The sequence below is a fragment of the Mycolicibacterium arabiense genome, assembly GCF_010731815.2.
GTDB lineage: Bacteria > Actinomycetota > Actinomycetes > Mycobacteriales > Mycobacteriaceae > Mycobacterium > Mycobacterium arabiense.
Genome location: NZ_AP022593.1, coordinates 1 through 21,910 on the forward strand (window position 1 = coordinate 1; position 21,910 = coordinate 21,910).

Below are 21,910 nucleotides of genomic sequence, written 5' to 3' on the forward strand. Positions count from 1 at the left end.
CAACGTGTGAGCGACTCTTGTTCCCGCCCACCGGGATCAAGGCCCGCATCGATCTCATCACGGCGACCGGTCCCGTCCTCGTTGGGCCGGTCCTCGCGGTGGCGTTGATGATGACAGAGCCCGGGATGGCGTGTCTCTAACGCGTCCTGTGGCGCCACCACCGGCCAAGGAGGACTGAGACCCTCCTGAGGGTTGGCGACAGCGCTAGTCCTCGATGTTTCTGGACCTGTGGACGTCGGGCGATCAATGTCCTCATCGAGTGTGTCGACGATGACAATCGCCGCTGCGAGCGTCGGCCCCACTCAGGGCGATCAAAGCCGTCGGTATGAACCATTGCTGAACATCACGGCGACTGCGCAAAGTGCGGCAGCCACGGCCGGCCACGACGCGGCGACGGACAGGACCGCCAATCCTGTCCCCACCGGGAGCAGTGCGCCATCCACCCGGCGTGTCGGATGCGGAAATACGCTGTGAAAGGGCAGCCACACCACGATGACCACGTTGCCGCGGAATTCACCACCAATGTTGGGGCCGGCTAGATTTCGAAGGCGAGGCCGCTGACCAGGATGACGATGCCCAGGCCGATCAGGACGATCGGAAACAGGACGTGTTCCCAGCGTTCGAGGACTTCGGCGATCGGCCGGCGGGTGGCGACGAATCGGGCGGCGATGACCAGTACCGCGACGAGCACGGAGGAAGACGATGCAGTAGGCCACCACGGCCGCCGGTCCCACGCTGAGGAAGACCGGAACGTAGACGCCGATGTTGTCGCCGCCGTTGGCGAAGGTGACTGCTGCGACGGTCACGACGCCAACGTTCTTGCCCGCGGCCTTGCCGTCGTCGTCGTCGTCGTCGTTGCCGCGCCTTTGCCATGCCGCCCACACCCCAACGCCAGGGTACGAGCCCGAAGTACGGGGAGGAACGCCCCGGCGCCCAGCGTGACGAGCACTGCCGCGCCCAGGATTCCGGCGAATCCCAGGTATTGGCCTGCGGTGATACGGGCCGTGGTTCCGCGTTGGCCGAGCCGCGGGCGAAGAACAGTGAGCACGATGATGTCGTCGATGTTGGTCACGATGAACAGGCCGATCGCGGGCAGCACCGAGGACAAGATCATGCGTGTCTTCATGTCTGCGGTGTTGCTTGTTCGCCAGCTAGCCACGACGAGTGCGGCTGCCCCGGTGACGACGAAGACGCCGGCCAGGTTGAAGGTGGGGAACCAGCCGGTGTGCAGGTAGTCGGTGACCAGCCCATCCGCGGCGCGGTCGATCACGTTGGCCACCGCGCCGCCCAGCATCGCCGCTAGCGCCAGCACCACGGGAAGCGCGGCGGTGCGCGTCACGCGGACGGCGAACACCGCCAAACCGACCACGATGACGCCGGTGACGCCGAGCAGAGCCGCGGGGCAGGGTGTCGCCGAAACTGAATGCCACCCGGATTGAACGCCAGCCGCAAGTTGAGCGGCCCGAGATCTATTGAGCTGCCGTCATTCAGGGTGCGGCCGGCCCAGGTCTTCAATCCCAGGTCCAAGGCGGCGACGATGACCACGGTGGCGACCAAAGTGATCCGCGCCCGCCTCACCCTGGCCTCTGGGCTGGTGGGGCCGGCGGTCACGACGGTGCGCTCACCGGTGCCGCGCGGGTGGCTGGCTGCCGGATCGAGCGGGCGGCGGTCGGCGCGCCCGGCCCGCACACCGTTGGCGATCACCACGATCTCGGCGAGTTCATGAATCAGCACCACCGCGGCCAGCCCGAGCACCCCGAACAGCGCCAGCGGGACCAGCGCGATGATCAATCCGAGGACAGGCCGACGTTTTGCAGCATGATCCGCCGCGCCCGGCGCGCATGGCTGAACGCTTGGGGCAGATGGCGCAGGTCTTCGCCCATCAACGCCACGTCGGCGGTTTCGATGGCCACGTCGGTGCCCATCGCGCCCATCGCGATGCCCACGTCGGCGGTGCCAGCGCGGAGCGTCGTTGACGCCATCGCCGACCATCGCGGTGGGGCGTTGGGCGCGGAGCTGTTCGATCAATCGCGCCTTGGCTTCGGGCGCAACTCGGCGTGCACGGCGTCGATCCCGACGTCGCGGGCCAGCGCGGCGGCGGTGGCCTGGTTGTCGCCGGTGAGCATCGCCACGTGATAACCGTCGCGGCGCAACTGCGCGACCACTTCAGCGGCTTCGGGGCGCAGCTCGTCGCGCACTGCGATGGCCCCGATGACCTGGCCGTCGTCTTCGACGAGGACCGCGGTGGCGCCTGCCTGCTGCATCCGTGCGACGTCACCGGCAAGTGGGCCCGGGTCGAGCCAGCCGGGGCGGCCCAGACGAAGCGTGCCCTCGCGACGCCCGGTGAGCCCGGCGCCGGTGACGGCCTCGACGTCGGAGGCGGGTGTGACGTCATCGACTGCGGCGAGTATCGCCGCGGCCAGCGGGTGCTCGCTGCGCGCTTCCAGTGCCGCTGCCAGATCCAGAACCTGCTCGCGAGTCGCGCCGTTGATGGTGGCCACGTCGATGACGGCGGGCCGGTTCGCGGTTAGCGTGCCGGTCTTGTCCAAGGCGACGCCGCGGATCTTGCCCAGCCCCTTCCGGCGGCGCCGCCCTTGACCAGCGCGCCGAGCTTGCTGGCGGCGCCGATGGCGGCCACCACGGTGACCGGCACCGAGATCGCCAGCGCGCACGGTGAGGCGGCGACCAGCACCACCAGGGCGCGTTCGATCCAGGTGGCCGAGTCGCCGAGCAGGCTGCCGATCACCGCGATCAGTCCGGCGACGATCATGATCCCGGGCACCAGGGGTTTGGCGATGCGGTCGGCCAAGCGTTGAGACGCGCTTGCGGGACTGTTCTGCCTCTACGATGCGCACGATACGGGCCAGGAGTTGTCCTCAGCGGTGGTGCTGACCTCCACCTCCAGTGCTCCGGTGCCGTTGATCGACCCGGCGAACACCTCATCACCGGGCCCGGCTTTACGGGAACCGACTCGCCGGTGATGGCCGAGACGTCGAGTGCGGTGCGGCCCAACCGGATGATGCCGTCGGTGGCGACACGCTCGCCGGGTTTGACCATCATCCGGTCGCTGATCCTCAGATCCGCTGTCGGGACGGTTTTCTCGGCGCCGTCACGCAGCACGGTGGCCTCGTTGGGCACCAGCGACAACAGGCGCGCAGCCCGCGGCGAGTACGGGCGAGCGAGTATTCCTCCAGTCCTCGCTGATGGAGAACAGGAACGCCAGCATCGCGGCCTCACCCACCTCGCCGAGAACTACCGCGCCGACGGCGGCGATGGTCATCAGCGTGCCGACCCCGATCTTGCCTTTCGCCAACCGCTTCACGGTGGACGGGACGAAGGTGTAGGCGCCAGCAGCGCCGCCGCTTCCAGCGCGAGGACGACCGGCTCGGCGGCGTCGAGGAACCCCGCGATCACCGCTGCCGCCAGGAGCACTCCCGAGAGGGCGGCGAACCGCAGTTCCTTGATCTGCCGGAGCCGTTCGGGCTCACCGTCGACTTCGTCGGCGGCGCGGGGCTCGTCGTCGCCGCAACCGCATGCGTCGCTCATCGCCGAGCCTCCTGCGTACCCGTCGACGCGTCGATGCCCGAGTTGGTTCCGTAGGTAGGGCACAGCGCGACCGCGTTGCCGGTGGCGGCCAACAGCGTCTCGGCCGAGGCCAGCAGGTCCATCAGTTCAGGGCGAGTCAGCGAATAGAACACCTGCCGGCCCTCGGGGCGCCCGGTAACCAGCCCGCAGTCCCGCAGGCACGCCACGTGCGCCGACACCGTGGACTGCGCCAACCCCAGCTCCCCGATCAGATCGACCACGCGGGCCTCCCCGTCAGCCAGGCGGCGCACGATCGCCAACCGCGCCGAATCGGAAAGACTGTGAAACAGCGCCACCGCAGCATCCAGATTCGATGACGCTCTCGGGGAACAGCCGCACACCTATCAGACTTCTTCATCGCCATTCGACGATGATAGACGGTTCATGGCGATACTTCGAGCCTGCGGCAGGCCGCAGGCTGGACATGCGCCCGTTCGGAGCAACGCGGCGTCACTGGACATCCGCCCTAGCCGCGGGAGGGGCCGTCGATGCTTCGTGCGTTGGCGACGCTCGCCATTTCGTCTACTCATCTACGCATTCTGTTGAGCGGCTTCCCACGCGTTGAAGCCGCCCACGATGTCGCTCACGTCTCCAAATCCGCGCTGGCGCAACAAGCTCGCGGCTACCGAGGAGCGATATCCGCCGGCAGTACACGACCGTCGGCTTGGCTGGATCCAGCTCTTCGCACCGATCGGGCAATTGACCCACGGGATGGCGACGGCGTTCGGGATGCTTCCCGCCGCGACTTCGCCGGGTTTGCACGTCGACGACCTGCACGTCGGTGAACTCGGATCTGCGCTGGTCGAAGGATTTGGCCGTTAACCGAGGGGCGATCTGGACATCACTGCGGTGGTCGAACATGACCTCGAACGGGCGGTCGAGGTAGCCGACGACGCGGTCGAAACCGATACGCGCGAGACGATTTTTGCCTTCCAGTTCCTGACCGGGTCCGCTGAACAACACGATGTCGACGTCGGAGGGCAGCACCGACCCGGCGAACTCCGCGTAGCGGCCGTCGAGTCCGATGTTGATCGAGCGACGCAGGTGGCCCAGCGCGAAGTGATCGGGGCTACGGCCGTCGACCAGGAGTGCGCCGCCGTTGAGCGCGTCGAGGACCTCGGTGTAGTTCAGTGCGGTCGGCATCTTCGTCTCATCGAGCAGTGCGCGGTCCTGCCGGTTGAGCATGGCGTCGACGGCGAAATAGCTGGGTGCTGGCGGTTGTCCTTGGGTGACCAGATCCACGAACGTGGCCTTATCGGCGGCATGCAGGGCGTAGTTGGTCTGCTTTTGCTCGCCGATGGTCGACCACAGGTCGGTGGAAAGGTTCTTGCCACATGCCGAACCCGCGCCGTGCGCCGGTACACCCGTGGCATCTGGCAGTGTCATCAGCTTGCTGTGCAGCGAGTCGTACAGCATGCCCGCCAACTGTTCACGGGTGAACCCGATGGAGGCGAGCAGATCGGGCCGCCCGACGTCACCGATGAACAAGGTATCGCCGGTCAGGACGCCGTAGGGGACCTCATCGCCGCGGCGCTCGACCACGATGCTCATCGATTCGGGCGTGTGGCCTGGGTGTGGCGGAACTCCAGCGTGACCTCGCCCAGGTCATAGCGTTCGCCGTCGGCGACGCCCATCGACGCGAACTCGGTCTGCGCGACCGAGGAGTACACGATCGTGGCGCCGGTGGCTGCTAGCTCCAGGTGACCGGACACGAAATCGGCGTGGAAGTGAGTCTCGATTACGAGTTCGATTCGCCAGCCCAGCTTTTCGGCGTCCGACAGATAGTCCGCGACATCGCGCCGGGGATCGACGACGACTGCGCGGCCGGTGGTCTCGTCGGCAATCAGATACGACGCGTGGGACAGACATTCCAAGTAGTACTGCATGAATTTCATGGTTCAGGTGTTTCGTGTGTGGCGGTGAGTCACCGCCCCAGCAGGCCCCAGGGCGGAACGCGTACGGAGTTGCGGGTACCCCGGGGTATGCCACCATATCTGACTATACCCCCTAGGTATATGCCGAACGCCTGAAGGGATTCGCCGTGACGATGATGACCGCACCCACCTCCCCCAATCCCCACCACGTCGACGACGGTGGGTGCGCGTCGTCGACCCCTCACGGCTGGTCGACGTTCGACACACCGGTGAGTCCGAGACCGCACATTGCTCCGGCAATTGGCGATGACCGTGCTCACCGTCGGCCTGGCAGTGATCGTCGGCATGGTGCTGGGATTACTCGGCGGCGGCGGCTCGATCCTGATGGTGCCGCTGCTCGCCTATGTCGCCGGCATGGACGCCAAGCAGGCCATTGCCACCTCGCTGTTGGTCGTCGGTGTGACCAGCACGATCGGCGTCTCTCACGCACGGGCCGGCCGGGTGCAATGGCGCACGGGTCTCACTTTCGGCGCAGCGGGTATGGCGGGCGCCTACAGTGGCGGCGTCCTGGCTCGGTTCATTCCGGGCACGGTCTTGCTGGTCGGCTTCGCTGCGATGATGGCCGCCACGGCGGTCGCGATGCTGCGCGGCCGCACGGCCGTCGACGCCGCCGACCGACCACATGTGCCGGTTCCGAAGATCCTTTGCGTGGGCTTGGCGGTCGGACTGGTGACCGGCGTGGTCGGCGCGGGCGGCGGATTTCTGGTGGTGCCCGCCCTCGCCGTGCTCGGTGGGTTGCCCATGCCGGTCGCGGTCGGCACCTCGTTGATCGTGATCTCGATGAACTCGTTCGCGGGCCTGGGCGGCTACCTGTCCAGCGTGCCGATCACTTGGCCGGCAGCGCTGGCAGTAGCCACCGCGGCCGCGGTCGGTGCCCTCGTCGGCGCCCGCCTGACCGCCATGGTCAAACCCGACCTGTTGCGAAAGGCTTTGGGCTGGTTCGTCCTTGCGATGTCAACGGTCGTCGTGTCCCAAGAAATCCACCTCGGCGTGGGAATCGCCGCCGCGACACTCACTGCCGTTGCCGCCACCATGACATTCGCGTGTGCCCGGTACACCTACTGCCCCCTGCGCCGCCTCATCCCGATTCGGATCGCCGCGTGAGAACTGTCCAACCAATACCCCCACGGGTAACGTGGGGGTTTACCCCCGCTGCTGAAAGGACCCACAGTCATGGTCGGTGACGAAGACGCCATCGCCGCAGTGCTCAACAGGTTGCGTCGGGCCCAGGGCAGCTCGCCGGGGTGATCTCGATGATCGAACAAGGTCGCGACTGCAAGGACGTCGTCACACAATTGGCCGCGGTGTCGCGCGCCCTGGATAAGGCCGGCTTCAAGATTGTCGCCACCGGCTTACGCGAATGCCTGACCGGAGAGGCCACCGAGGGACAACAACCCATGACCGAGGCCGAGCTGGAAAAGCTGTTCTTGGCACTGGCCTGACTCGCGATGACGTAGCGCCAGTTGTCAATAGCCTCGATGTCACGACAGCGTTGTGCGACGAAACCGGCTAGTTCGAGGCTGGACCGAATGTCGGTGGCCGTGTCTCTGCCACGCGGGTGTCGGCGGCGGGTGCAAGGTGCACGCCGGGCGTGAACGGGTAGATCATCTGGCGCAGGTAGCTGCTGGGGTAGTCGGGTTTGGCGGCCATGCCCAGCTGGGTGGAGTCGAAGCGGCGGGCGGGGTCATAGGAGTAGGTGCGCATGAGGTGGTCCCACACGAGGGTGAACAGCCCGAAGTTGACGTCGCCGATGCCGGCCCATTTCAGGTGGTGGAAGCGGTGGCCTTCGTTGAGGGCCAGGACGTACTTGACCGGGCCGATCCGGTAGTCGGCGTTGGAGTGCTGCAGCAGCAGCTGGATCGCGACAGCCAGGGCAAGCGCGGAGGCGACGTTGACGGGCAGCCCGATCAGGATCAGGGGTGCGACACCGGCGGCCATCTCGACGGTTTGGTGCAGGGGGTGTTTCATCAGGCCGTTGAGGCCGTAGAAGCGGGTGATGCTGTGGTGCACCGCGTGAAAGCGCCACAGCACGCCGATCTTATGGCTGGCCAGATGGACGACGGTGATGCCGAAATCCGCGACCAGGATCGCGGCGAGGACCTGTGCGACGAAAGGCCAGCTGTGCCACAACTGCGGCGCGGGGACGATCGCTGCGAGCAGCGGGATCGCGGCGACGCTGGCCAGGATCAGGGTTTCGTTGACCGCCACGTGGATGCGGTCGCGGGTGCCATCGGCGCGGTCGTCGTTCCACTCGTCATACGGAATGACCCGCTCCACCAGGAACGCGGTCATGATCGCGGCCGCCAGAATCGCCAGCAGCCAGTACTTCGGCGCGCCGGCGGCCGCCACGGCGATGCCCACCCCGTTGAAGCCGATCAACATGAACGGCACGTAGCCGTAGCGGGCCACCGTCTGGACCGCGGTGATTGCCGTCGATGTCGAAGAGTTCGTTCTCATGCCTTGATCGTCGCGGCCGCCGCCGCGATATGGCTTGAATGATTCGGCTATTCGTTGTCGAGGTCCCAGGAGACGTGCCGGCTCAGCACCGAGGGTGGCAGGCCGAACATCTCACGGGTGGTGCGAGTGAGATGGGCACTGTCGGCGAATCCCGCGCCGTGCGCCGCGCCGGTCAGGTCATCGCCGGCCTGCACCCGGGTGATGGCAAGCTGCAACCGTGACCACAACACGTAGCGTCTCAACGGAATGCCGACCTGCTGAGAGAACAGATGCGTCAAGCGGCTCGCCGAGATCCCAACTATGGCGGCGAGTTTGGTTCCGCTGACCGTGCCAGCCGCCATGAGGTCGGGCAACAGACGTAATGCGTCATCGACGGCGGGATGGCGCGCCGTGTCACTGCCGTGAACAACTGGGGTAGGTGCCAGGCTCGCGATCAGCTCGTCGACGACCGCGGACAGCGCTTGTCGCCGAGTGGAACTAAGCAGAGGGGTGACCGTCCATCCGAAGTGGACGGCGCGCGAATGCGCGGCCCGGCCCGGCGCGGACTCCGGCTCCAGGAACACCACCGTGCCCTCCTGTGCGCCGACCTCGATCTGGTGTGGCGCGTCGGCGGGCACGACCACCTTCGTTCCGACGTGGCGGGCGCCGTGCCCATCGAGCACCGTCAAAGCCGATGTCGCGGTTATGACCTGCACGGCGTGGTGGGCGTGGGCATCGGTGGGGCCGATCGATCCGGTGAAGGCCAACACCCCCGGGCGAAGGAGCGCCGCGCCGCTCCAGCGTGGTCCGGCAGCTGCATGACCACCCGGGGTATTCATCGCCACTGAGCGACGATAGCGCCGCCCTGCATTGTGCCTCTAGTGGCGATGCCACCGATCCAATCTGATCAGCTCCTGCTCCGATCACACTAGCCGGGTGTACCTGCGGCGGTTGAATAGTGGCCCTCGGCCGTGAACACCAATGACGTCGACAACGTCTGCGTTCCGAGTCTGCCCAACGCGTCTTCGCTAAACCCGGTGGCGACAACACCATCGCCGACATCCCAGCCCGGGCCCGGTGGGCCCCGGCCTGCCCGAACGGCGACGATGGGCAGATGCGGATGCTGCACAGGCGCGTCACTCGATGATGCGCGTTACGTAAGGCGTCATTCCGGCTTTGCGCACCGGTGAGATCTTGATCGGAACACCCGTCTGTTGGGCCTCCAGCATTTGGCCGTTACCCAAATAGAGCGCCTCGTGCTGACTGCCTCCGGGACCCCAGAACAACAGGTCGCCTCGGCGGGCCTGCGACGGAGGGACCTTGCGGCCAGCGTTGTACTGGTCACCGGACCAGCGGGGTAGCAGAATGCCAACACCGGCGAAGGCGAATCGAGTCAGTCCTGAACAGTCGAAACCAACTGTGCCGGCGCCCTGGTCGATGCCGCGGCTAGGTCCGGTCAGGCTGCCGCCGCCCCATGAATAAGGCACCCCGAGCTGTGTGCCTGCACGGCGGATGACGTACTCGATGGCCTGACTGCCCGACACACGGCCCGACGCCAGCGGAGCGGCGCTGGGTTCGGCGCCTCCGAAACCCAAAGTGCGCAGGAAGTTGCGGCCGAGGTTCATCGTGGTCTCGGTAGCCATGGCGGTGGCGCGAAGTGAGGCGTTGGCGATGGCGAGGGGGTCGCCGGGTGCGCCAGCACTGACAACCTGTGGAAGGCTCGGATCCAAGGTCACGTCGCCCGGCGGCCGCGGGCGCGGCTAGGGTCACTGCGAGCGTGGCGATGCCATACAGCTCAGAGCCTTCAGGCGCCGGTGGAGCTTCGTGGACACGGTCCTCGCCTTCTCGGTCGTCGGCGCGCAGCGCATGGGTAGATCCCGCGTCGATCACCGGATGCTTGCCGACCGACCACCGACCGTCTACGTAGCAGGGCAGTACGTAGGTATCACGTTCAGATCAAACGTTAACATTTGTCACGTGAGGTGACTTGCGCCTCAAGTCTCGCTTGCGTAACAATTCACCGGCCGCGGCGCGGCGCGCGAAAGTTCGCGCGCGCTATGCCTTTCGCGGCCGTGTGTATCGGCTTCATGCAAGGGGGTGAATTCGACACGCCGCTGCCAAGAGTCTGTACTGCTCTACGTAGTAGTGCAGTATTTCCTAATGCGTGACGGCTTGATGGCGACGGCACCGGCCCCGGCGACGATGTTGATCGTCGGCGACCACCTCAGGTGGATCGAGGCGGTCGCCGACCACTTCCGCACCGATGAGGTCTCCTTGGTGGTGGCCGACGACGGTGATGAGGCGGTGGGCGCCGCCCAGCGGCTGCAGCCGGGGTTCGTCGCGCTCGACGTGGATCTCCTGGGTGGTTCGGTGATGCAGGTGTGCCGAGAAATACGCGACGTCTGTGATTCCCACGTCACGATGTGCACGAGTGCGGGCAACGAGAACGTCGTCGTGGCGGGCTTGCGAGCAGGCGCTGACGACGTCCTCACCGGTCCGCGCAGCAGCCGCGAGCTTGCGGCGCGGGTGCGGGCCGCGCTGCGGAGATGGCAGGCCAACGAAGCGCTTGCAGAAGGCGGCGATCCCATGCCACGGCGATTTTCGTACGGACCGTTGTCGATCGACGTTGGTCGACGTGAGGTGCGGATCGCAGACCAGCGGATCGGTCTGACTCGTACCCAGTTCGACATCTTGGTCGAGCTGGCCAGGCGGCGCGGTGCCGTGGTCACCCGCCGGGATCTGATGGAGGCGGTCTGGGGATCGCGGTCGAGCGCAAACACCGAACGGATTAGCGTGCACATCGCTGCGCTGCGCCGCCGACTCGGAGACGATTCCGAAGAACCGGCTCTGGTGCTGAGCGTGCGTGGCGTCGGGTACCGCCTGGCCGTCGCGCCCGGCCGCGTGACCGCGTGAGGAAACGCGATGGCCAGTCCCGTGACCGGCGGACGGGGTTGAGCATGGCCGCACGCGGAGAACGGTTCATCGTGGCCGCCGTCCGGCTGCTCATGCCACGTCGACACGACGCCCGTATCGGGAGACAAGCGGCCCGATACTGGTCCGCCTCCGATGGCGACCAGTCGTGGGACTCGAATTCGCATTGGCGACACGGAATCGGCGACGAGGCCTTCGCTGAGGTTGGTAGGGACCACTTGGAGATCTATCAGCGGTTCGCTCGCGCGCTGGAGGTCGACACTCCGACGACGATCATCGAATGGGGGGCGGGTGGGGAGCCAACGCCGTGGCCTTCGCGCCGCATGTCGAGCGCTTCATCTCCGCCGACATTTCGCCGGACAACCTCGCCGAATGCTTCCGCCAAGTGCAGGCCGTCTGCAACACCCCGGTGGACACCCTGCTCATCGATCTCGCCGACCCGAACGCAGCTGCCGACGGCCTGCGCCACGCGTGCGACCTTTCCTATGCCTCTACGTCATTGAGTTGACCACCGGAGTAGACGCCGTGCGCACCATCCTCCGCATCGCCCAACGCGTGCTTCGACCGGGTGGAATGGCCTTCGTGCAGGTGAAGTATCACACCAGCGACGGTCGTACCCGCGGACGGATCGGCTGGGCCTACGCTCGCAACCTGGCGCTCAACACGACGTTCACCATCGAGGAGTTCTGGAGACTCGCGGGCGAGTGCGGCCTCGAGCCGCAGCTAGTCACTCTGGTCCCGCGCAACCGCCTCGACAGCCGGTACGCCTACTACGCCTTGACCAAGCCGGTCAGCGGGATGGAACCGCAGTAGCGGTGTGACTCGGTCGCGCGCGGTCGGCCATGTACCGGTCAGCGCGGAGAAACGGCCCCGGCCGAACGTCGCGGCACGCGGCGTCGAACGCTACGTACCAAGCGTCCTGGGTCGATGTGTGCCGAATACGGTGTGGCATGTGCGGGTCTCGCAGCCCCTTCGAACCGGCTGCCTGGCAACGTGTTTGCGCTGCAGGGTAAAGGGCAATCTGGCTTCACCACGCGCACATTGCCGCTTGCCTTGGTCCACGTTCAAACTGTGCTGCCTCCCGGCGCGCAACTGCGATCATCAGATGCGTCTGGTGCGCCATGCCCTCGAATGTCGGGTAGCGCAACGCGATACCGACCCGCAAGCCGATCGGCAAGTGGCTTCATGCTGTGGTGACCGGGCCCACCGCCGTGAGGCATGACGATCAGCTCGCCGTTGCCGATCGCCTCGCCCATCAGCGGCCAGCCGTCGTTGCCCACGTGAAGCGTCCGCATCGTCAATCATCCCTTCCCATCGTTCAGGCCGCGAAGAGCATTGACGCGCGGATGGCACCTCGTTAGTCGGTAAACCCCACCCCTTGCTTCATACCCGCGGGGGGTATACCTTCAGAAGGTACCAATACCCCGTAGGGGTATCTACGGCATGCAGATGGGAGTCGGATATGAGCACGATCGAGTACACCGTCACGGGTATGACCTGCGGGCATTGCGAGCTGTCGGTGCGTGAGGAAGTGAGCGGGTGCCCGGGTTGAAGACGTCGAGGTCAGCGCCACGACTGGGACGCTGATCGTGACGTCCAGCGGTCCCATCGATGACGCGCAGGTTCTCAACGCCGTCGACGAGGCCGGCTATTCGGCGTTGCGCGTCGCATGAACGCCGCGGGACGGTTGGCCGCATTCGGTGCGGGGCTGGTGATGGCATTCGCGGCTGCGTACGGCGCCGCTGCGGCCGTCGCTCCTGACACCGCGGTGACCGCTTCGCTGAACCCCGGCGCGGATAGCCCTGGTGGTCGCGCCGCGACCACCGAGCAAGCGGCGCCGGTGTCCCTTCCGTCCGCCGATCCGCCAGGGTTGTCCCTCGCCCGAGATGGCTATGCGCTCAGCCCGGTACGGGCACCCGTCGCCCCTGGTGGTCGGGGAACGTTGAGCTTCGCCATCGTCGATCCTGGTGGCGAGCCGCTGCTTGACTACGCGACCGTGCACGACAAGCAGCTGCATCTCATCGTCGTCCGTTCTGATGGCCAGCACTTCGCGCACGTACACCCCGTCCTGGACCGCACCGCGGGCACGTGGTCGACGCCCTGGGCGTGGAACGCCGCGGGCTCTTACCGCGTGTTCGCCGACTTTCAGCCTGCCCGGGCAGGCAGCACGAAACTAACCCTCACCCGGACCGTGGAGGTGGCCGGCGTCTTCGCTCCGTCGCCCCGGGCCGCCACACGCATCATTGATGAGATCACCGACTACACCGTAGAACTCGACGGTGCGCTCACCGCGGGCGTCTCGAAGCAGCTCACTGCGACGGTCACCCGGGACGGGGAGTCAGTGACGACATTGCAGCCCTACCTGGGGGCCTATGGTCACCTCGTCGCGTTGCGTGAGGGAGACCTGGCCTATCTGCACGTGCACCCTGAGGGGGCTGGGCCGGTAGCGGGCCGCACTGGCGGGCCTGCGGTGTCATTCGCGGCGACCGCACCCACCGCCGGTCGCTACCTGCTCTACCTCGACTTCAAAGTCGATGACACCGTGCACACCGCCACGTTCGTCGTCGACGCCGCGCGCGGCGACACCGATCAGCCCGCGCCAGAGTCTTCGCGCGACGCCGGCCATGCCGGCGGGCACTGAAGACTTCCGCCTTACCCAGAGAATCGAAAGGCAGTGCCACGCATGACGACATCGACAGCAGTGTCCGGCCCGAGCGTTGAATTACGCATCAGCGGGATGACCTGCGCGTCCTGCGCCAACCGCATCGAGCGCAAGCTCAACAAGATCGACGGTGTCGCCGCAACGGTCAACTACGCGACAGAGAAGGCCACCGTCACGGTGCCTGACGGATACGATCCGGCGCAACTGATCGCCGAGGTGAAGAACGCCGGCTACAGCGCCACGCTACCGACACCGGAGAAGCCCGCCCCCAGCCGGGAAACAGGCGAAACCGACGACCCCGACATGGCGTCGTTACGCCACCGGCTGATCGGTTCGGTGCTGTTGTCGGTGCCGGTCATCGCGATGGCGATGATCCCCGCAGCGCAGTTCACGTACTGGCAGTGGGCGTCGCTGGCGCTCGCTGCGCCGGTGATCGTCTGGGCGGCGTGGCCGTTCCACCGCGCCGCCTGGACCAACCTGCGTCACGGCACGGCGACGATGGACACGCTCATCTCCCTGGGCACTTTGTCGGCGTTCCTGTGGTCGCTGTACGCGCTGTTCCTCGGGACCGCCGGCACCCCGGGAATGAAGCACCCCTTCGAACTGACGTTGGCACCGTCTCATGGCGCCGCCAACATCTACCTCGAGGTCGCAGCAGGTGTAACGACATTCATCCTGGCGGGACGGTATTTCGAGAAACGGTCCAAACGGCAGGCCGGCGCGGCTGCGCGCCTTGTTGGAGCTGGGCGCCAAGGAGGTGTCGGTGCTGCGCGACGGCGCGGAAGCGAAGATCGCCGTCGACGACTTGTGGTGGGCGACGAGTTCGTCGTGCGCCCGGGGAGAAGATCGCCACCGACGGGTGGTGACGTCGGGGACATCGGCGGTGGACGCGTCGATGCTGACCGGCGAATCGGTACCCGTGGAGGTCGGTCCAGGTGACTCCGTGGTCGGTGCGACCGTCAACGCCGGCGGGCGACTGGTCGTGCGAGCCACCCGCGTCGGTTCGGACACCCAGTTGGCGCAGATGGCGCAACTGGTGGAGAACGCCCAAACAGGAAAAGCCGAAGTCCAGCGCTTAGCAGACCGCGTTTCCGGAGTCTTCGTACCGATCGTCCTCGCGATCGCGGTGATCACACTGGGCGCGTGGCTGGGCGCAGGGTTTCCGGTCGCGGCCGCCTTCACCGCCGCCGTTGCAGTCCTGGTGATCGCGTGCCCATGCGCGCTCGGTTTAGCCACGCCGACGGCACTGCTGGTCGGCACCGGTCGCGGGGCGCAAATGGGCGTCTTGATCAAGGGACCGGAAGTGCTGGAGTCCACCCGCAAGGTCGACACTGTGGTGCTGGACAAGACCGGCACCGTCACCACCGGCAAGATGACCCTGGTCGATGTCATCACTGCCGCGGGGACCGAACGCGCAGACCTGCTCCGGCTAGCCGGAGCATTGGAGAACGCTTCGGAACACCCGATCGCCCAGGCCATCGCGACCGCCGCGACCGAAGAACTCGGGACGCTGCCCACCCCTGAGGATTTCGCCAATGTCGAAGGCAAGGGTGTACAGGGCGTCGTCGACGGCCACGCCGTCGTCGTGGGACGCCAATCTCTGCTCGCCGACTGGTCCCAACACTTGAGCCCGGAGTTGGTGCAGGCGAAAGAAGCGGCTGAAGCGCAGGGGAAGACGGTGGTCGCCGCCGGCTGGGACGGTCAGGTTCGCGGTGTGCTCGTCGTCGCAGACACCGTGAAACCCACTAGCGCGCAGGCTATCTCACAGATGCGTCAGATGGGTCTGACCCCCGTGCTGCTCACCGGTGACAACGAAGCCGTTGCGAGGCAGATTGCCGCCGAGGTCGGCATCGACACCGTGATCGCCGAGGTGATGCCGAAGGACAAAGTCGACGTCATCGTCCGGCTGCAATCCGAGGGCAAGACCGTGGCGATGATCGGCGATGGCGTCAACGATGCGCCCGCCCTCGCCCAAGCCGACCTCGGCTTGGCGATGGGTACCGGAACTGACGTGGCGATCGAGGCCTCCGACATCACCCTGGTGCGCGGCGATCTGCGCAGCGCCGTTGACGCGATCCGGCTATCCCGCAGAACGTTGTCGACGATCAAGACGAACCTGTTCTGGGCGTTCGCCTACAACGTCGCCGCCATACCGGTCGCAGCCCTGGGCATGCTCAACCCGATGCTCGCCGGCGCGGCAATGGCGTTCTCCAGCGTCTTCGTCGTGGGCAACAGCCTCCGACTGCGCGGCTTCAAATCCACAGCCTCTGCCCACTAACCCCCCTGCACTAAGGAGACCCCATGTCCGGCAACGAGAATGCGACGTCGAGCTGCTGCTGCAGCGGCTCACCACAAGACCTCGGCACGACGGTCATCAATCCCGCGCCCACCAACCTCCTCGAACCCGCAACGGACGAGACGACATGCCCGGTCATGCCCGGCACGCCAGTGGACAAGGTGGCCGCCGAAGCCGCAGGCCTGTTCCGCGATTACCGCGGTCGGCGGTACTGGTTGTGCTGCAAAGGATGTGGACCGCGGTTCGACCGTGATCCCGACAAGTACGCCGGCGTGGCCTGACCGCATTCGTCATGACGCCACCGTCTTCGGGACGCTGCCGCCGCAGGACCGGCCGACGACGCCAAACGCACTGAAGAGTCCAGATTGACCGACTCTGGCGGCCATGACGCGTGACAGCGGTGCATCTCGACGCAGTTGCGTCGGCCCTCCGATCGCTGCTCACACGTTCGAACCGACACATGAGTCTTCCAAGGAGCGAAAATGACACATCACGACGAGCACGCGGTGGCGGCGTCTCACGGCGGCGCGCACCCGGACCACGAAGGCCGCGGCGGAGACGGACGACGCCCCGAACACCAAACGAGCACCGGCCACGACGGCCATGCTGGACACGGGGGCCATGCCGGCCACGGCGGCGATCACGTCGCTGTGTTCCGGAGGCTCTTCTGGATCAACGTGATCATAGCCGTCCCGGTCATCGTGTTCTCGACCATGTTCGCAATGCTGCTCGGCTACGAAGTACCCGGCTTTCCCGGCGCCCGCTGGATCGCGCCGTTGCTCGGCACGGTCATGTACGTCGTCGGTGGTCGCCCTTTCTCACCGGTGCCGTCAGCGAAATCCGGTCTCGCAAGCCGGGAATGATGCTGCTCATCGGGCTGGCCATCACCGTCGCATTCTTCGCCTCCTGGGGCGCGAGCCTGGGCCTGCTCCACCACGAACTGGAGTTCTGGTGGGAACTGGCGCTGCTGATCGTGATCATGCTGCTCGGCCACTGGGTCGAGATGCGTTCCTCGCCCAAACCACCTCCGCACTGGACTCCTGGCCGCCCTGCTTCCCGACGAGGCCGAGAAAGTCGACGGCGACCGCATCATCACCGTCTCACCCGCCGACCTGCACGTCGGGGATCTGGTGGTCGTCCGACCCGGCGGCAGCGTCCCCGCCGACGGCAGAATCATCGACGGACGCGCGGACATGGACGAGTCGATGGTGACCGGTGAATCACGATCGGTGGCCCGTGGTCTCGGGGACGCGGTGACGGCCGGAACTGTCGCCACAGATTCTGGGCTGCGGGTCGAAATCACCGCCACGGGCGACGATACCGCGCTGGCGGGCATCCAGCGCTTGGTCACCGAGGCGCGTAACTCGTCCTCGCGAGCCCAGCGCCTCGCCGACCGGGCGGCCGGCTGGCTGTTCTGGTTCGCCTTGGGGACCGCCGCAATCACCGCCGCGGCGTGGTCGATCGTCGGAGACCCCGACGCCTCGGTCGTCCGGGCGATCACCGTGCTCGTCATCGCATGCCCCCATGCGTTGGGATTGGCGATACCACTGGTGGTGTCAATCGCGACCGAACGTGCCGCGCGGGGAGGTGTGCTGATCAAGGATCGCCTGGCACTAGAAGGAATGCGCACCGTCGACGCCGTCCTCTTCGACAAAACCGGCACCCTGACCAAGGGTGAACCGACGGTGACCGCCATCGAGGCCAGCGGCGACCTCGACGATGACACCGTGCTCGCCCTGGCGGCCGCCGCCGAGGCCGACAGTGAACACCCCCTGGCACGGGCAATCGTGAGAGCCGCCATGGAGCGCGCACTCAGTGTGCCTCGCGCCAGTGGCTTTTCGTCGTCTCCGGCGGTCGGTGTGACTGCCATCGTCGAGGGGCACGAGATCCGGGTGGGCGGCCCCCGCTTACTCGAGGAGATCGGCGGACAAGAGGTCGACACTGCCACCGCGTGGCGTGAGGAGGGCGCCATCATCTTGCACGTCGTCCGCGACGGCGCTGTGCTCGGCGGCCTGCGCTTGGCAGACGAAATCCGCCCCGAATCGCGGGAAGCGGTCGCCGCCCTGCACAAGCTCGGCGTCGAGGTGGTCATGATTACCGGTGACGCCGAGGCGGTCGCCCAGGCCGTGGGCCGCGAACTCGGCATTGATCGGGTGTTTGCCGGCGTGCGCCCGGAGGACAAGGCGTCGAAGGTCTCGGCTCTGCAGCACGAGGGCAAGAAGGTCGCCATGGTCGGCGACGGTGTCAATGATGCCCCGCGTTGGCGCAGGCCGACGTTGGCATCGCGATCGGCGCGGGTACCGACGTAGCGATCGCCTCTGCCGGTGTAATCCTGGCCAGTTCCGACCCGCGATCGGTGCTGTCGGTGATCGAGCTGTCCCGGGCGAGCTACCGGAAGATGAAGCAGAACCTGTGGTGGGGCGCCGGATACAACCTCGTCGCAGTGCCATTGGCTGCGGGTGTCCTCGCACCGATCGGGTTCGTGCTGCCGATGTCAGTTGGCGCGATTCTGATGTCCTTGTCGACGATCGTCGTGGCTCTCAATGCGCAAGTGTTGCGCCGCCTCGACCTCAGTCCTGAGGCGAGCACGCGCGCAGTTCTTGATCATTAGGACTGCGGAAGGCGAAGCTTTTCCGTGGTGCGCTGCGAATGGCAGGCCGCTTGCACGGTCGGGTTGAGGTTGGCGATAAGCGTCCCTAGACGTTGACTACTCGGCCTGACCGACGACGTACCCTGTGAGCGTTGATCTTTCGAGACGGGCCGACCGGATACCAACGGAGTAACTGTTCGATCGTCAAGGGGCCCCGAACAAGCGCAGAGATCGATTGTTCACTCGCTGTGATCATGATCGCTATCACCGTCTTGCGCAGGTACCGCGGGCGAAGCCGGGGCTTCTGCCGGCGCCGGCACCGCCGACTGGCCGGCGGGCTCGTTCACTGGCGGCGGGACGGCCGAATCATGGTTGCTCTCAGGGTCATGGGGCTCCTGAGCGCTGGAGTCGTGCTGATTGGCCTGTTCAGACTCAGCCTCATTGGCTTGTTGGTCGCTCTGTGCATCGTCGGGGGCGGTCCCGTGGTGCTCGCTTTGCGCGTCCCCGGGGGCTGTCCCGTGATGACCACCATCGGCGCTCGCTGGCGCGTCGTGGCCATGCCGCAGGCCCGAGGCAACGCCCACTGTCGACGCCAGCGCAACGATGCCGACCGCGCTCATGAGCACCGATGCGCTAAAGAACACCGGTACCGGCTCTCCCTGTAGGCCGCGGTACCACACCCCAGCTGGCGCCCATCACGACGTAAATTTGAAGTAGAAGCGCGCAGAGGTCCGCGGCTTGGACCAATTCCGCTTCTCCGGCGTTGGGACCGAACGGGGCTCCCGCGGTCCTAGATAACGCCCAGAGTGCGATGGCTCCAATGTTGAACACAATGCCAACAGCAAGCACAGGGGTCGTGGTTCGGGAGAGAATGAGCCGCGCCCAGAGCAATTGGAAGAGTGCGAGCGATGCGAAGAAGACGCCTGCTGGCATCCACTCCTGCCAGTGGTTCGGCACGACGGCGAAGTGAATTACTGACGCGCCGATCGAGGCGAGCGCGGCGAGCCGAGCGGCCAGCCTGCTGTCAGTCTTCCTCGCTGTTCTGGGTGCCACGGAACCAGGATGGCAGCGCGACCACCGGTAGTCGTTGAGTGACGCCACATTTAGACCCGACCGAGATGCATCCGTCACCGATGCCACGGACCGCGCAGGCGGTGGCGACGGCGCCACGCGCGAATGCCGCATCACGGCAGAGGGCAAAGCTCACTGATTCTGGACAGTGGCGTCTGCGGCGGCTTCGTTTCCCTTTCAGCTCGAAAATTCATCGTCTGTTCGTTTGCGCGTTGATTCGATCACTGTCAATATCGATGCATGTCGATTCCGGAGAGTGCGGGGGCGGACCGCTGCTGTGCCACGCCGCCACTGCTGCGCGAGCCACTGACTGAACTGGCCGCCGCCGAGATGGCGACGAAGCTGAAGGCACTGGCCGACCCGGTGCGGTTGCGGCTCTTCAGCGCGATCGCCAGCCATTCCGGCGGCGAGGCGTGCGTCTGCGACATCTCCGGCGGTATCGACGTTTCGCAGCCCACGGTGTCGCATCACCTCAAGGTGCTGCGCGCCGCCGGCCTGTTGACCTCTGAGCGCCGGGCATCGTGGGTGTACTACGCCGTCGTCCCGGAGGCGTTGCGCGAGATCGCGGCGCTGCTGGATCTCGACAGTCCCGCGCTGGCAGGGGTGACGGCATGACGGACACCGTGGCGACTTCCTCGACGCCGGTGGTGGGCAAGCTGTCCACCCTCGACCGGTTCCTGCCGGTGTGGATCGGTATCGCGATGGCCGCCGGGCTGCTGCTCGGACGATGGGTGCCGGGCATGAACGCGGCGCTCGACGGCGTACAGATCGACGGCATCTCGTTGCCGATCGCCCTTGGCTTGCTGATCATGATGTACCCGGTGTTGGCCAAGGTCCGCTACGACCGCCTCGACACCGTGACCGGGGACCGCAAGCTCCTGCTGAGTTCTCTGTTCTTGAACTGGGTGTTCGGGCCGGCGTTGATGTTCGCGCTGGCGTGGCTGATGCTGCCCGACCTGCCCGAATACCGTACCGGGCTGATCATCGTGGGCCTGGCCCGCTGTATCGCCATGGTCATCATCTGGAACGACCTGGCCTGCGGCGATCGTGAGGCCGCCGCGGTGCTGGTCGCGCTGAACTCGATCTTCCAGGTCGTCATGTTCGCCGTCCTGGGGTGGTTCTACCTGTCGGTCCTGCCCGGCTGGCTCGGCCTGGAGCAGACCACCATCGACACCTCGCCGTGGCAGATCGCCAAATCGGTGCTCATCTTCCTGGGCATCCCGCTGCTGGCGGGCTATCTGTCGCGCCGGCTCGGCGAGAAGGCCAAGGGCCGCGACTGGTACGAATCGAAGTTCCTGCCCCGGATCGGCCCGTGGGCGCTCTACGGGCTGCTGTTCACCATCGTCATTCTCTTTGCGCTGCAGGGAGATCAGATCACCAGCAGACCCCTCGACGTCGTCCGCATCGCGCTACCGCTGCTGGTGTACTTCGCAATCATGTGGGGCGGCGGCTACTTGCTCGGTGCGGTCATCGGGCTGGGGTATGAGCGCACCACCACGCTTGCCTTCACTGCTGCGGGCAACAACTTCGAATTGGCCATCGCCGTCGCCATCGCAACTTACGGAGCTACTTCGGGCCAGGCGCTCGCGGGTGTCGTCGGCCCACTGATCGAGGTGCCCGTGCTGGTCGCCCTGGTCTACGTCTCGCTGGCGCTGCGCCGCCGCTTCGCCGACCACACCTCTGTGCCGGCGTCAGCAGCCGACCGGCCATCCGCGACGAAGGAGTCCTGACCATGAACGACAGCCCATCTGCCCTGCGCCCCCACCGCGACCTTTCCATAGATCAACAACACGCCCTGAAGACCGCGGCCACCCGCCTGGAGCGCGACTTCGCAGACAGTTTCGGCGTCGAGACGATCGAACAGTTCCTGCACACTTCCTACGACCAGTTCGCCGGGCGCGCCACCGTTTCCAACTTCCTGCCCCTGCTGGCCGAACGATTCGCGCGCCAACGCCTGCACGCCTTGGCCCGAGTCGAAGGCAAGATCACCGACGGAAAGCCCACGGTGCTGTTCCTGTGCACCCACAACGCCGGTCGTTCCCAAATGGCGCTGGGCTTCTTCACCCACTTCGCCGGTGACGACGCGGTGGCCTGGTCGGGTGGCTCCGAGCCCGGTGACCGCATCAACCCCTCCGCTGTGGCGGCGATGTCCGAGGTCGGCATCGACATCACCGGTGAATTCCCCAAGCCCTGGACCGACGAAATCGTTCAGGCCGCCGACGTGGTGATCACCATGGGCTGCGGGGACGCCTGCCCGATCTTCCCCGGCAAGCGCTACGAGAACTGGGACCTGCCCGATCCCAAGGGTCAGGACGTCGACGCGGTTCGCCCGATCCGAGATGACATCGAAGAGCGCGTCCGCCGACTGTTGGCCGAACTCCACGTCACAGCCCGGCAGAACTGAG

Annotated in this window: 14 protein-coding genes and 9 pseudogenes; 14 read left to right on the plus strand and 9 right to left on the minus strand. The window is 66.3% G+C overall.

Annotated elements, in window-relative coordinates; all coding sequences use genetic code 11:
* Nucleotides 1-535: 535 nt before the first annotated feature.
* The 5 genes and pseudogenes from G6N61_RS01605 to G6N61_RS01625 form a co-directional block, all read right to left on the minus strand.
* Nucleotides 536-1,114: pseudogene (locus tag G6N61_RS01605) on the minus strand (cadmium resistance transporter).
* 93 nt (nucleotides 1,115-1,207) lie between these two features.
* Nucleotides 1,208-1,369: pseudogene (locus tag G6N61_RS30670) on the minus strand (signal peptidase II); the annotation flags it as partial.
* A 238-nt stretch (nucleotides 1,370-1,607) separates the two neighbouring features.
* Nucleotides 1,608-3,546: pseudogene (locus tag G6N61_RS31080) on the minus strand (heavy metal translocating P-type ATPase).
* Nucleotides 3,543-3,926: an ArsR/SmtB family transcription factor gene (locus G6N61_RS01620; RefSeq protein ID WP_163916663.1), complete on the minus strand. Its 384-nt coding sequence runs from the start codon at nucleotides 3,924-3,926 to the stop codon at nucleotides 3,543-3,545. The pseudogene G6N61_RS31080 and the gene G6N61_RS01620 overlap by 4 nt, the downstream one beginning before the upstream one ends.
* 189 nt (nucleotides 3,927-4,115) lie before the next feature.
* Nucleotides 4,116-5,480 (minus strand): annotated as a pseudogene (locus G6N61_RS01625) (MBL fold metallo-hydrolase).
* A 285-nt stretch (nucleotides 5,481-5,765) separates the two neighbouring features.
* On the opposite strand from G6N61_RS01625, the gene G6N61_RS01630 reads away from it, so the two are divergent.
* Together G6N61_RS01630 and G6N61_RS01635 are read left to right on the plus strand one after the other, a co-directional pair.
* Nucleotides 5,766-6,623, plus strand: a complete 858-nt coding sequence (locus tag G6N61_RS01630) for a sulfite exporter TauE/SafE family protein (protein WP_163916665.1) — start codon at nucleotides 5,766-5,768, stop codon at nucleotides 6,621-6,623.
* Nucleotides 6,624-6,692: 69 nt separating this feature from the next.
* Nucleotides 6,693-6,961: pseudogene (locus G6N61_RS01635) on the plus strand (metal-sensitive transcriptional regulator).
* A gap of 67 nt (nucleotides 6,962-7,028) precedes the next feature.
* Here G6N61_RS01635 and G6N61_RS01640 read toward each other — a convergent pair.
* The 3 genes from G6N61_RS01640 to ripB form a co-directional block, all read right to left on the minus strand.
* On the minus strand, nucleotides 7,029-7,976 hold the full coding sequence (locus G6N61_RS01640; RefSeq protein ID WP_235887367.1) for a sterol desaturase family protein: 948 nt from the start codon (nucleotides 7,974-7,976) through the stop codon (nucleotides 7,029-7,031).
* A 47-nt stretch (nucleotides 7,977-8,023) separates the two neighbouring features.
* On the minus strand, nucleotides 8,024-8,794 hold the full coding sequence (locus G6N61_RS01645) for a helix-turn-helix domain-containing protein (RefSeq protein ID WP_163924534.1): 771 nt from the start codon (nucleotides 8,792-8,794) through the stop codon (nucleotides 8,024-8,026).
* Nucleotides 8,795-9,091: 297 nt separating this feature from the next.
* Nucleotides 9,092-9,691 (minus strand): NlpC/P60 family peptidoglycan endopeptidase RipB, encoded by a 600-nt coding sequence (ripB, locus tag G6N61_RS01650; RefSeq protein WP_163916668.1) that lies wholly within the window; start codon nucleotides 9,689-9,691, stop codon nucleotides 9,092-9,094.
* 424 nt (nucleotides 9,692-10,115) lie between these two features.
* Between ripB and G6N61_RS01655 the strand changes: the two genes are divergently transcribed.
* From G6N61_RS01655 to G6N61_RS01680, 9 genes and pseudogenes are all read left to right on the plus strand, one after another.
* The gene (locus tag G6N61_RS01655) at nucleotides 10,116-10,868 is read left to right on the plus strand and encodes a response regulator transcription factor (protein ID WP_163916670.1); all 753 of its coding nucleotides are present in this window, start codon (nucleotides 10,116-10,118) and stop codon (nucleotides 10,866-10,868) included.
* Between the two features lie 325 nt (nucleotides 10,869-11,193).
* A complete protein-coding gene (locus G6N61_RS30705) occupies nucleotides 11,194-11,394 on the plus strand; it encodes a hypothetical protein (RefSeq protein WP_235887368.1) in 201 nt (66 codons plus the stop codon).
* Nucleotides 11,391-11,699 carry a hypothetical protein gene (locus G6N61_RS30710; protein ID WP_235887369.1) on the plus strand — a complete coding sequence of 103 codons (309 nt, stop codon included), beginning with the start codon at nucleotides 11,391-11,393 and terminating at the stop codon, nucleotides 11,697-11,699. Before G6N61_RS30705 ends, G6N61_RS30710 begins: the two co-directional genes overlap by 4 nt.
* Nucleotides 11,700-12,348: 649 nt before the next feature.
* Nucleotides 12,349-12,559 (plus strand): annotated as a pseudogene (locus G6N61_RS30715) (heavy-metal-associated domain-containing protein).
* The gene (locus G6N61_RS01665) at nucleotides 12,556-13,527 is read left to right on the plus strand and encodes a DUF8832 domain-containing protein (RefSeq protein WP_163916672.1); all 972 of its coding nucleotides are present in this window, start codon (nucleotides 12,556-12,558) and stop codon (nucleotides 13,525-13,527) included. The pseudogene G6N61_RS30715 and the gene G6N61_RS01665 overlap by 4 nt, the downstream one beginning before the upstream one ends.
* Before the next feature lie 96 nt (nucleotides 13,528-13,623).
* A pseudogene (locus G6N61_RS30720) lies at nucleotides 13,624-13,722 on the plus strand (cation transporter); the annotation flags it as partial.
* A gap of 589 nt (nucleotides 13,723-14,311) precedes the next feature.
* A complete protein-coding gene (locus G6N61_RS01670; RefSeq protein ID WP_235887370.1) occupies nucleotides 14,312-15,826 on the plus strand; it encodes a heavy metal translocating P-type ATPase in 1,515 nt (504 codons plus the stop codon).
* A 23-nt stretch (nucleotides 15,827-15,849) separates the two neighbouring features.
* Nucleotides 15,850-16,125 (plus strand): YHS domain-containing protein, encoded by a 276-nt coding sequence (locus G6N61_RS01675; protein WP_163916675.1) that lies wholly within the window; start codon nucleotides 15,850-15,852, stop codon nucleotides 16,123-16,125.
* A 201-nt stretch (nucleotides 16,126-16,326) separates the two neighbouring features.
* Nucleotides 16,327-18,455: pseudogene (locus tag G6N61_RS01680) on the plus strand (heavy metal translocating P-type ATPase).
* 218 nt (nucleotides 18,456-18,673) lie between these two features.
* On the opposite strand, the pseudogene G6N61_RS01685 reads toward G6N61_RS01680, so the two are convergent.
* Nucleotides 18,674-19,535: pseudogene (locus G6N61_RS01685) on the minus strand (hypothetical protein).
* 210 nt (nucleotides 19,536-19,745) lie between these two features.
* On the opposite strand from G6N61_RS01685, the gene G6N61_RS01690 reads away from it, so the two are divergent.
* From G6N61_RS01690 to G6N61_RS01700, 3 genes are read left to right on the plus strand one after another with little or no spacing between them, the layout of a single operon-like run.
* Nucleotides 19,746-20,120 carry an ArsR/SmtB family transcription factor gene (locus G6N61_RS01690; protein ID WP_163916677.1) on the plus strand — a complete coding sequence of 125 codons (375 nt, stop codon included), beginning with the start codon at nucleotides 19,746-19,748 and terminating at the stop codon, nucleotides 20,118-20,120.
* Entirely contained in the window at nucleotides 20,117-21,235 is a 1,119-nt protein-coding gene (gene arsB / locus G6N61_RS01695) for an ACR3 family arsenite efflux transporter (RefSeq protein WP_163916679.1), read from the plus strand. Before G6N61_RS01690 ends, arsB begins: the two co-directional genes overlap by 4 nt.
* 2 nt (nucleotides 21,236-21,237) lie before the next feature.
* Nucleotides 21,238-21,909, plus strand: coding sequence for an arsenate reductase ArsC (locus tag G6N61_RS01700; RefSeq protein ID WP_163916681.1), 672 nt, complete (start codon nucleotides 21,238-21,240; stop codon nucleotides 21,907-21,909).
* The last annotated feature ends 1 nt before the right edge of the window (nucleotide 21,910 follow it).

Excerpts from the sequence above, each read along its gene's own strand:
- G6N61_RS01630 (WP_163916665.1), top strand. The coding sequence starts at position 5,766 with ATGACCGTGCTCACCGTCGGCCTGGCAGTGATCGTCGGCATGGTGCTG.
- G6N61_RS01640 (WP_235887367.1), bottom strand. The coding sequence starts at position 7,976 with ATGAGAACGAACTCTTCGACATCGACGGCAATCACCGCGGTCCAGACG.
- G6N61_RS01645 (WP_163924534.1), bottom strand. The coding sequence starts at position 8,794 with ATGAATACCCCGGGTGGTCATGCAGCTGCCGGACCACGCTGGAGCGGC.
- G6N61_RS01655 (WP_163916670.1), top strand. The coding sequence starts at position 10,116 with ATGCGTGACGGCTTGATGGCGACGGCACCGGCCCCGGCGACGATGTTG.
- G6N61_RS01665 (WP_163916672.1), top strand. The coding sequence starts at position 12,556 with ATGAACGCCGCGGGACGGTTGGCCGCATTCGGTGCGGGGCTGGTGATG.
- G6N61_RS01675 (WP_163916675.1), top strand. The coding sequence starts at position 15,850 with ATGTCCGGCAACGAGAATGCGACGTCGAGCTGCTGCTGCAGCGGCTCA.
- G6N61_RS01690 (WP_163916677.1), top strand. The coding sequence starts at position 19,746 with ATGTCGATTCCGGAGAGTGCGGGGGCGGACCGCTGCTGTGCCACGCCG.
- arsB (WP_163916679.1), top strand. The coding sequence starts at position 20,117 with ATGACGGACACCGTGGCGACTTCCTCGACGCCGGTGGTGGGCAAGCTG.
- G6N61_RS01700 (WP_163916681.1), top strand. The coding sequence starts at position 21,238 with ATGAACGACAGCCCATCTGCCCTGCGCCCCCACCGCGACCTTTCCATA.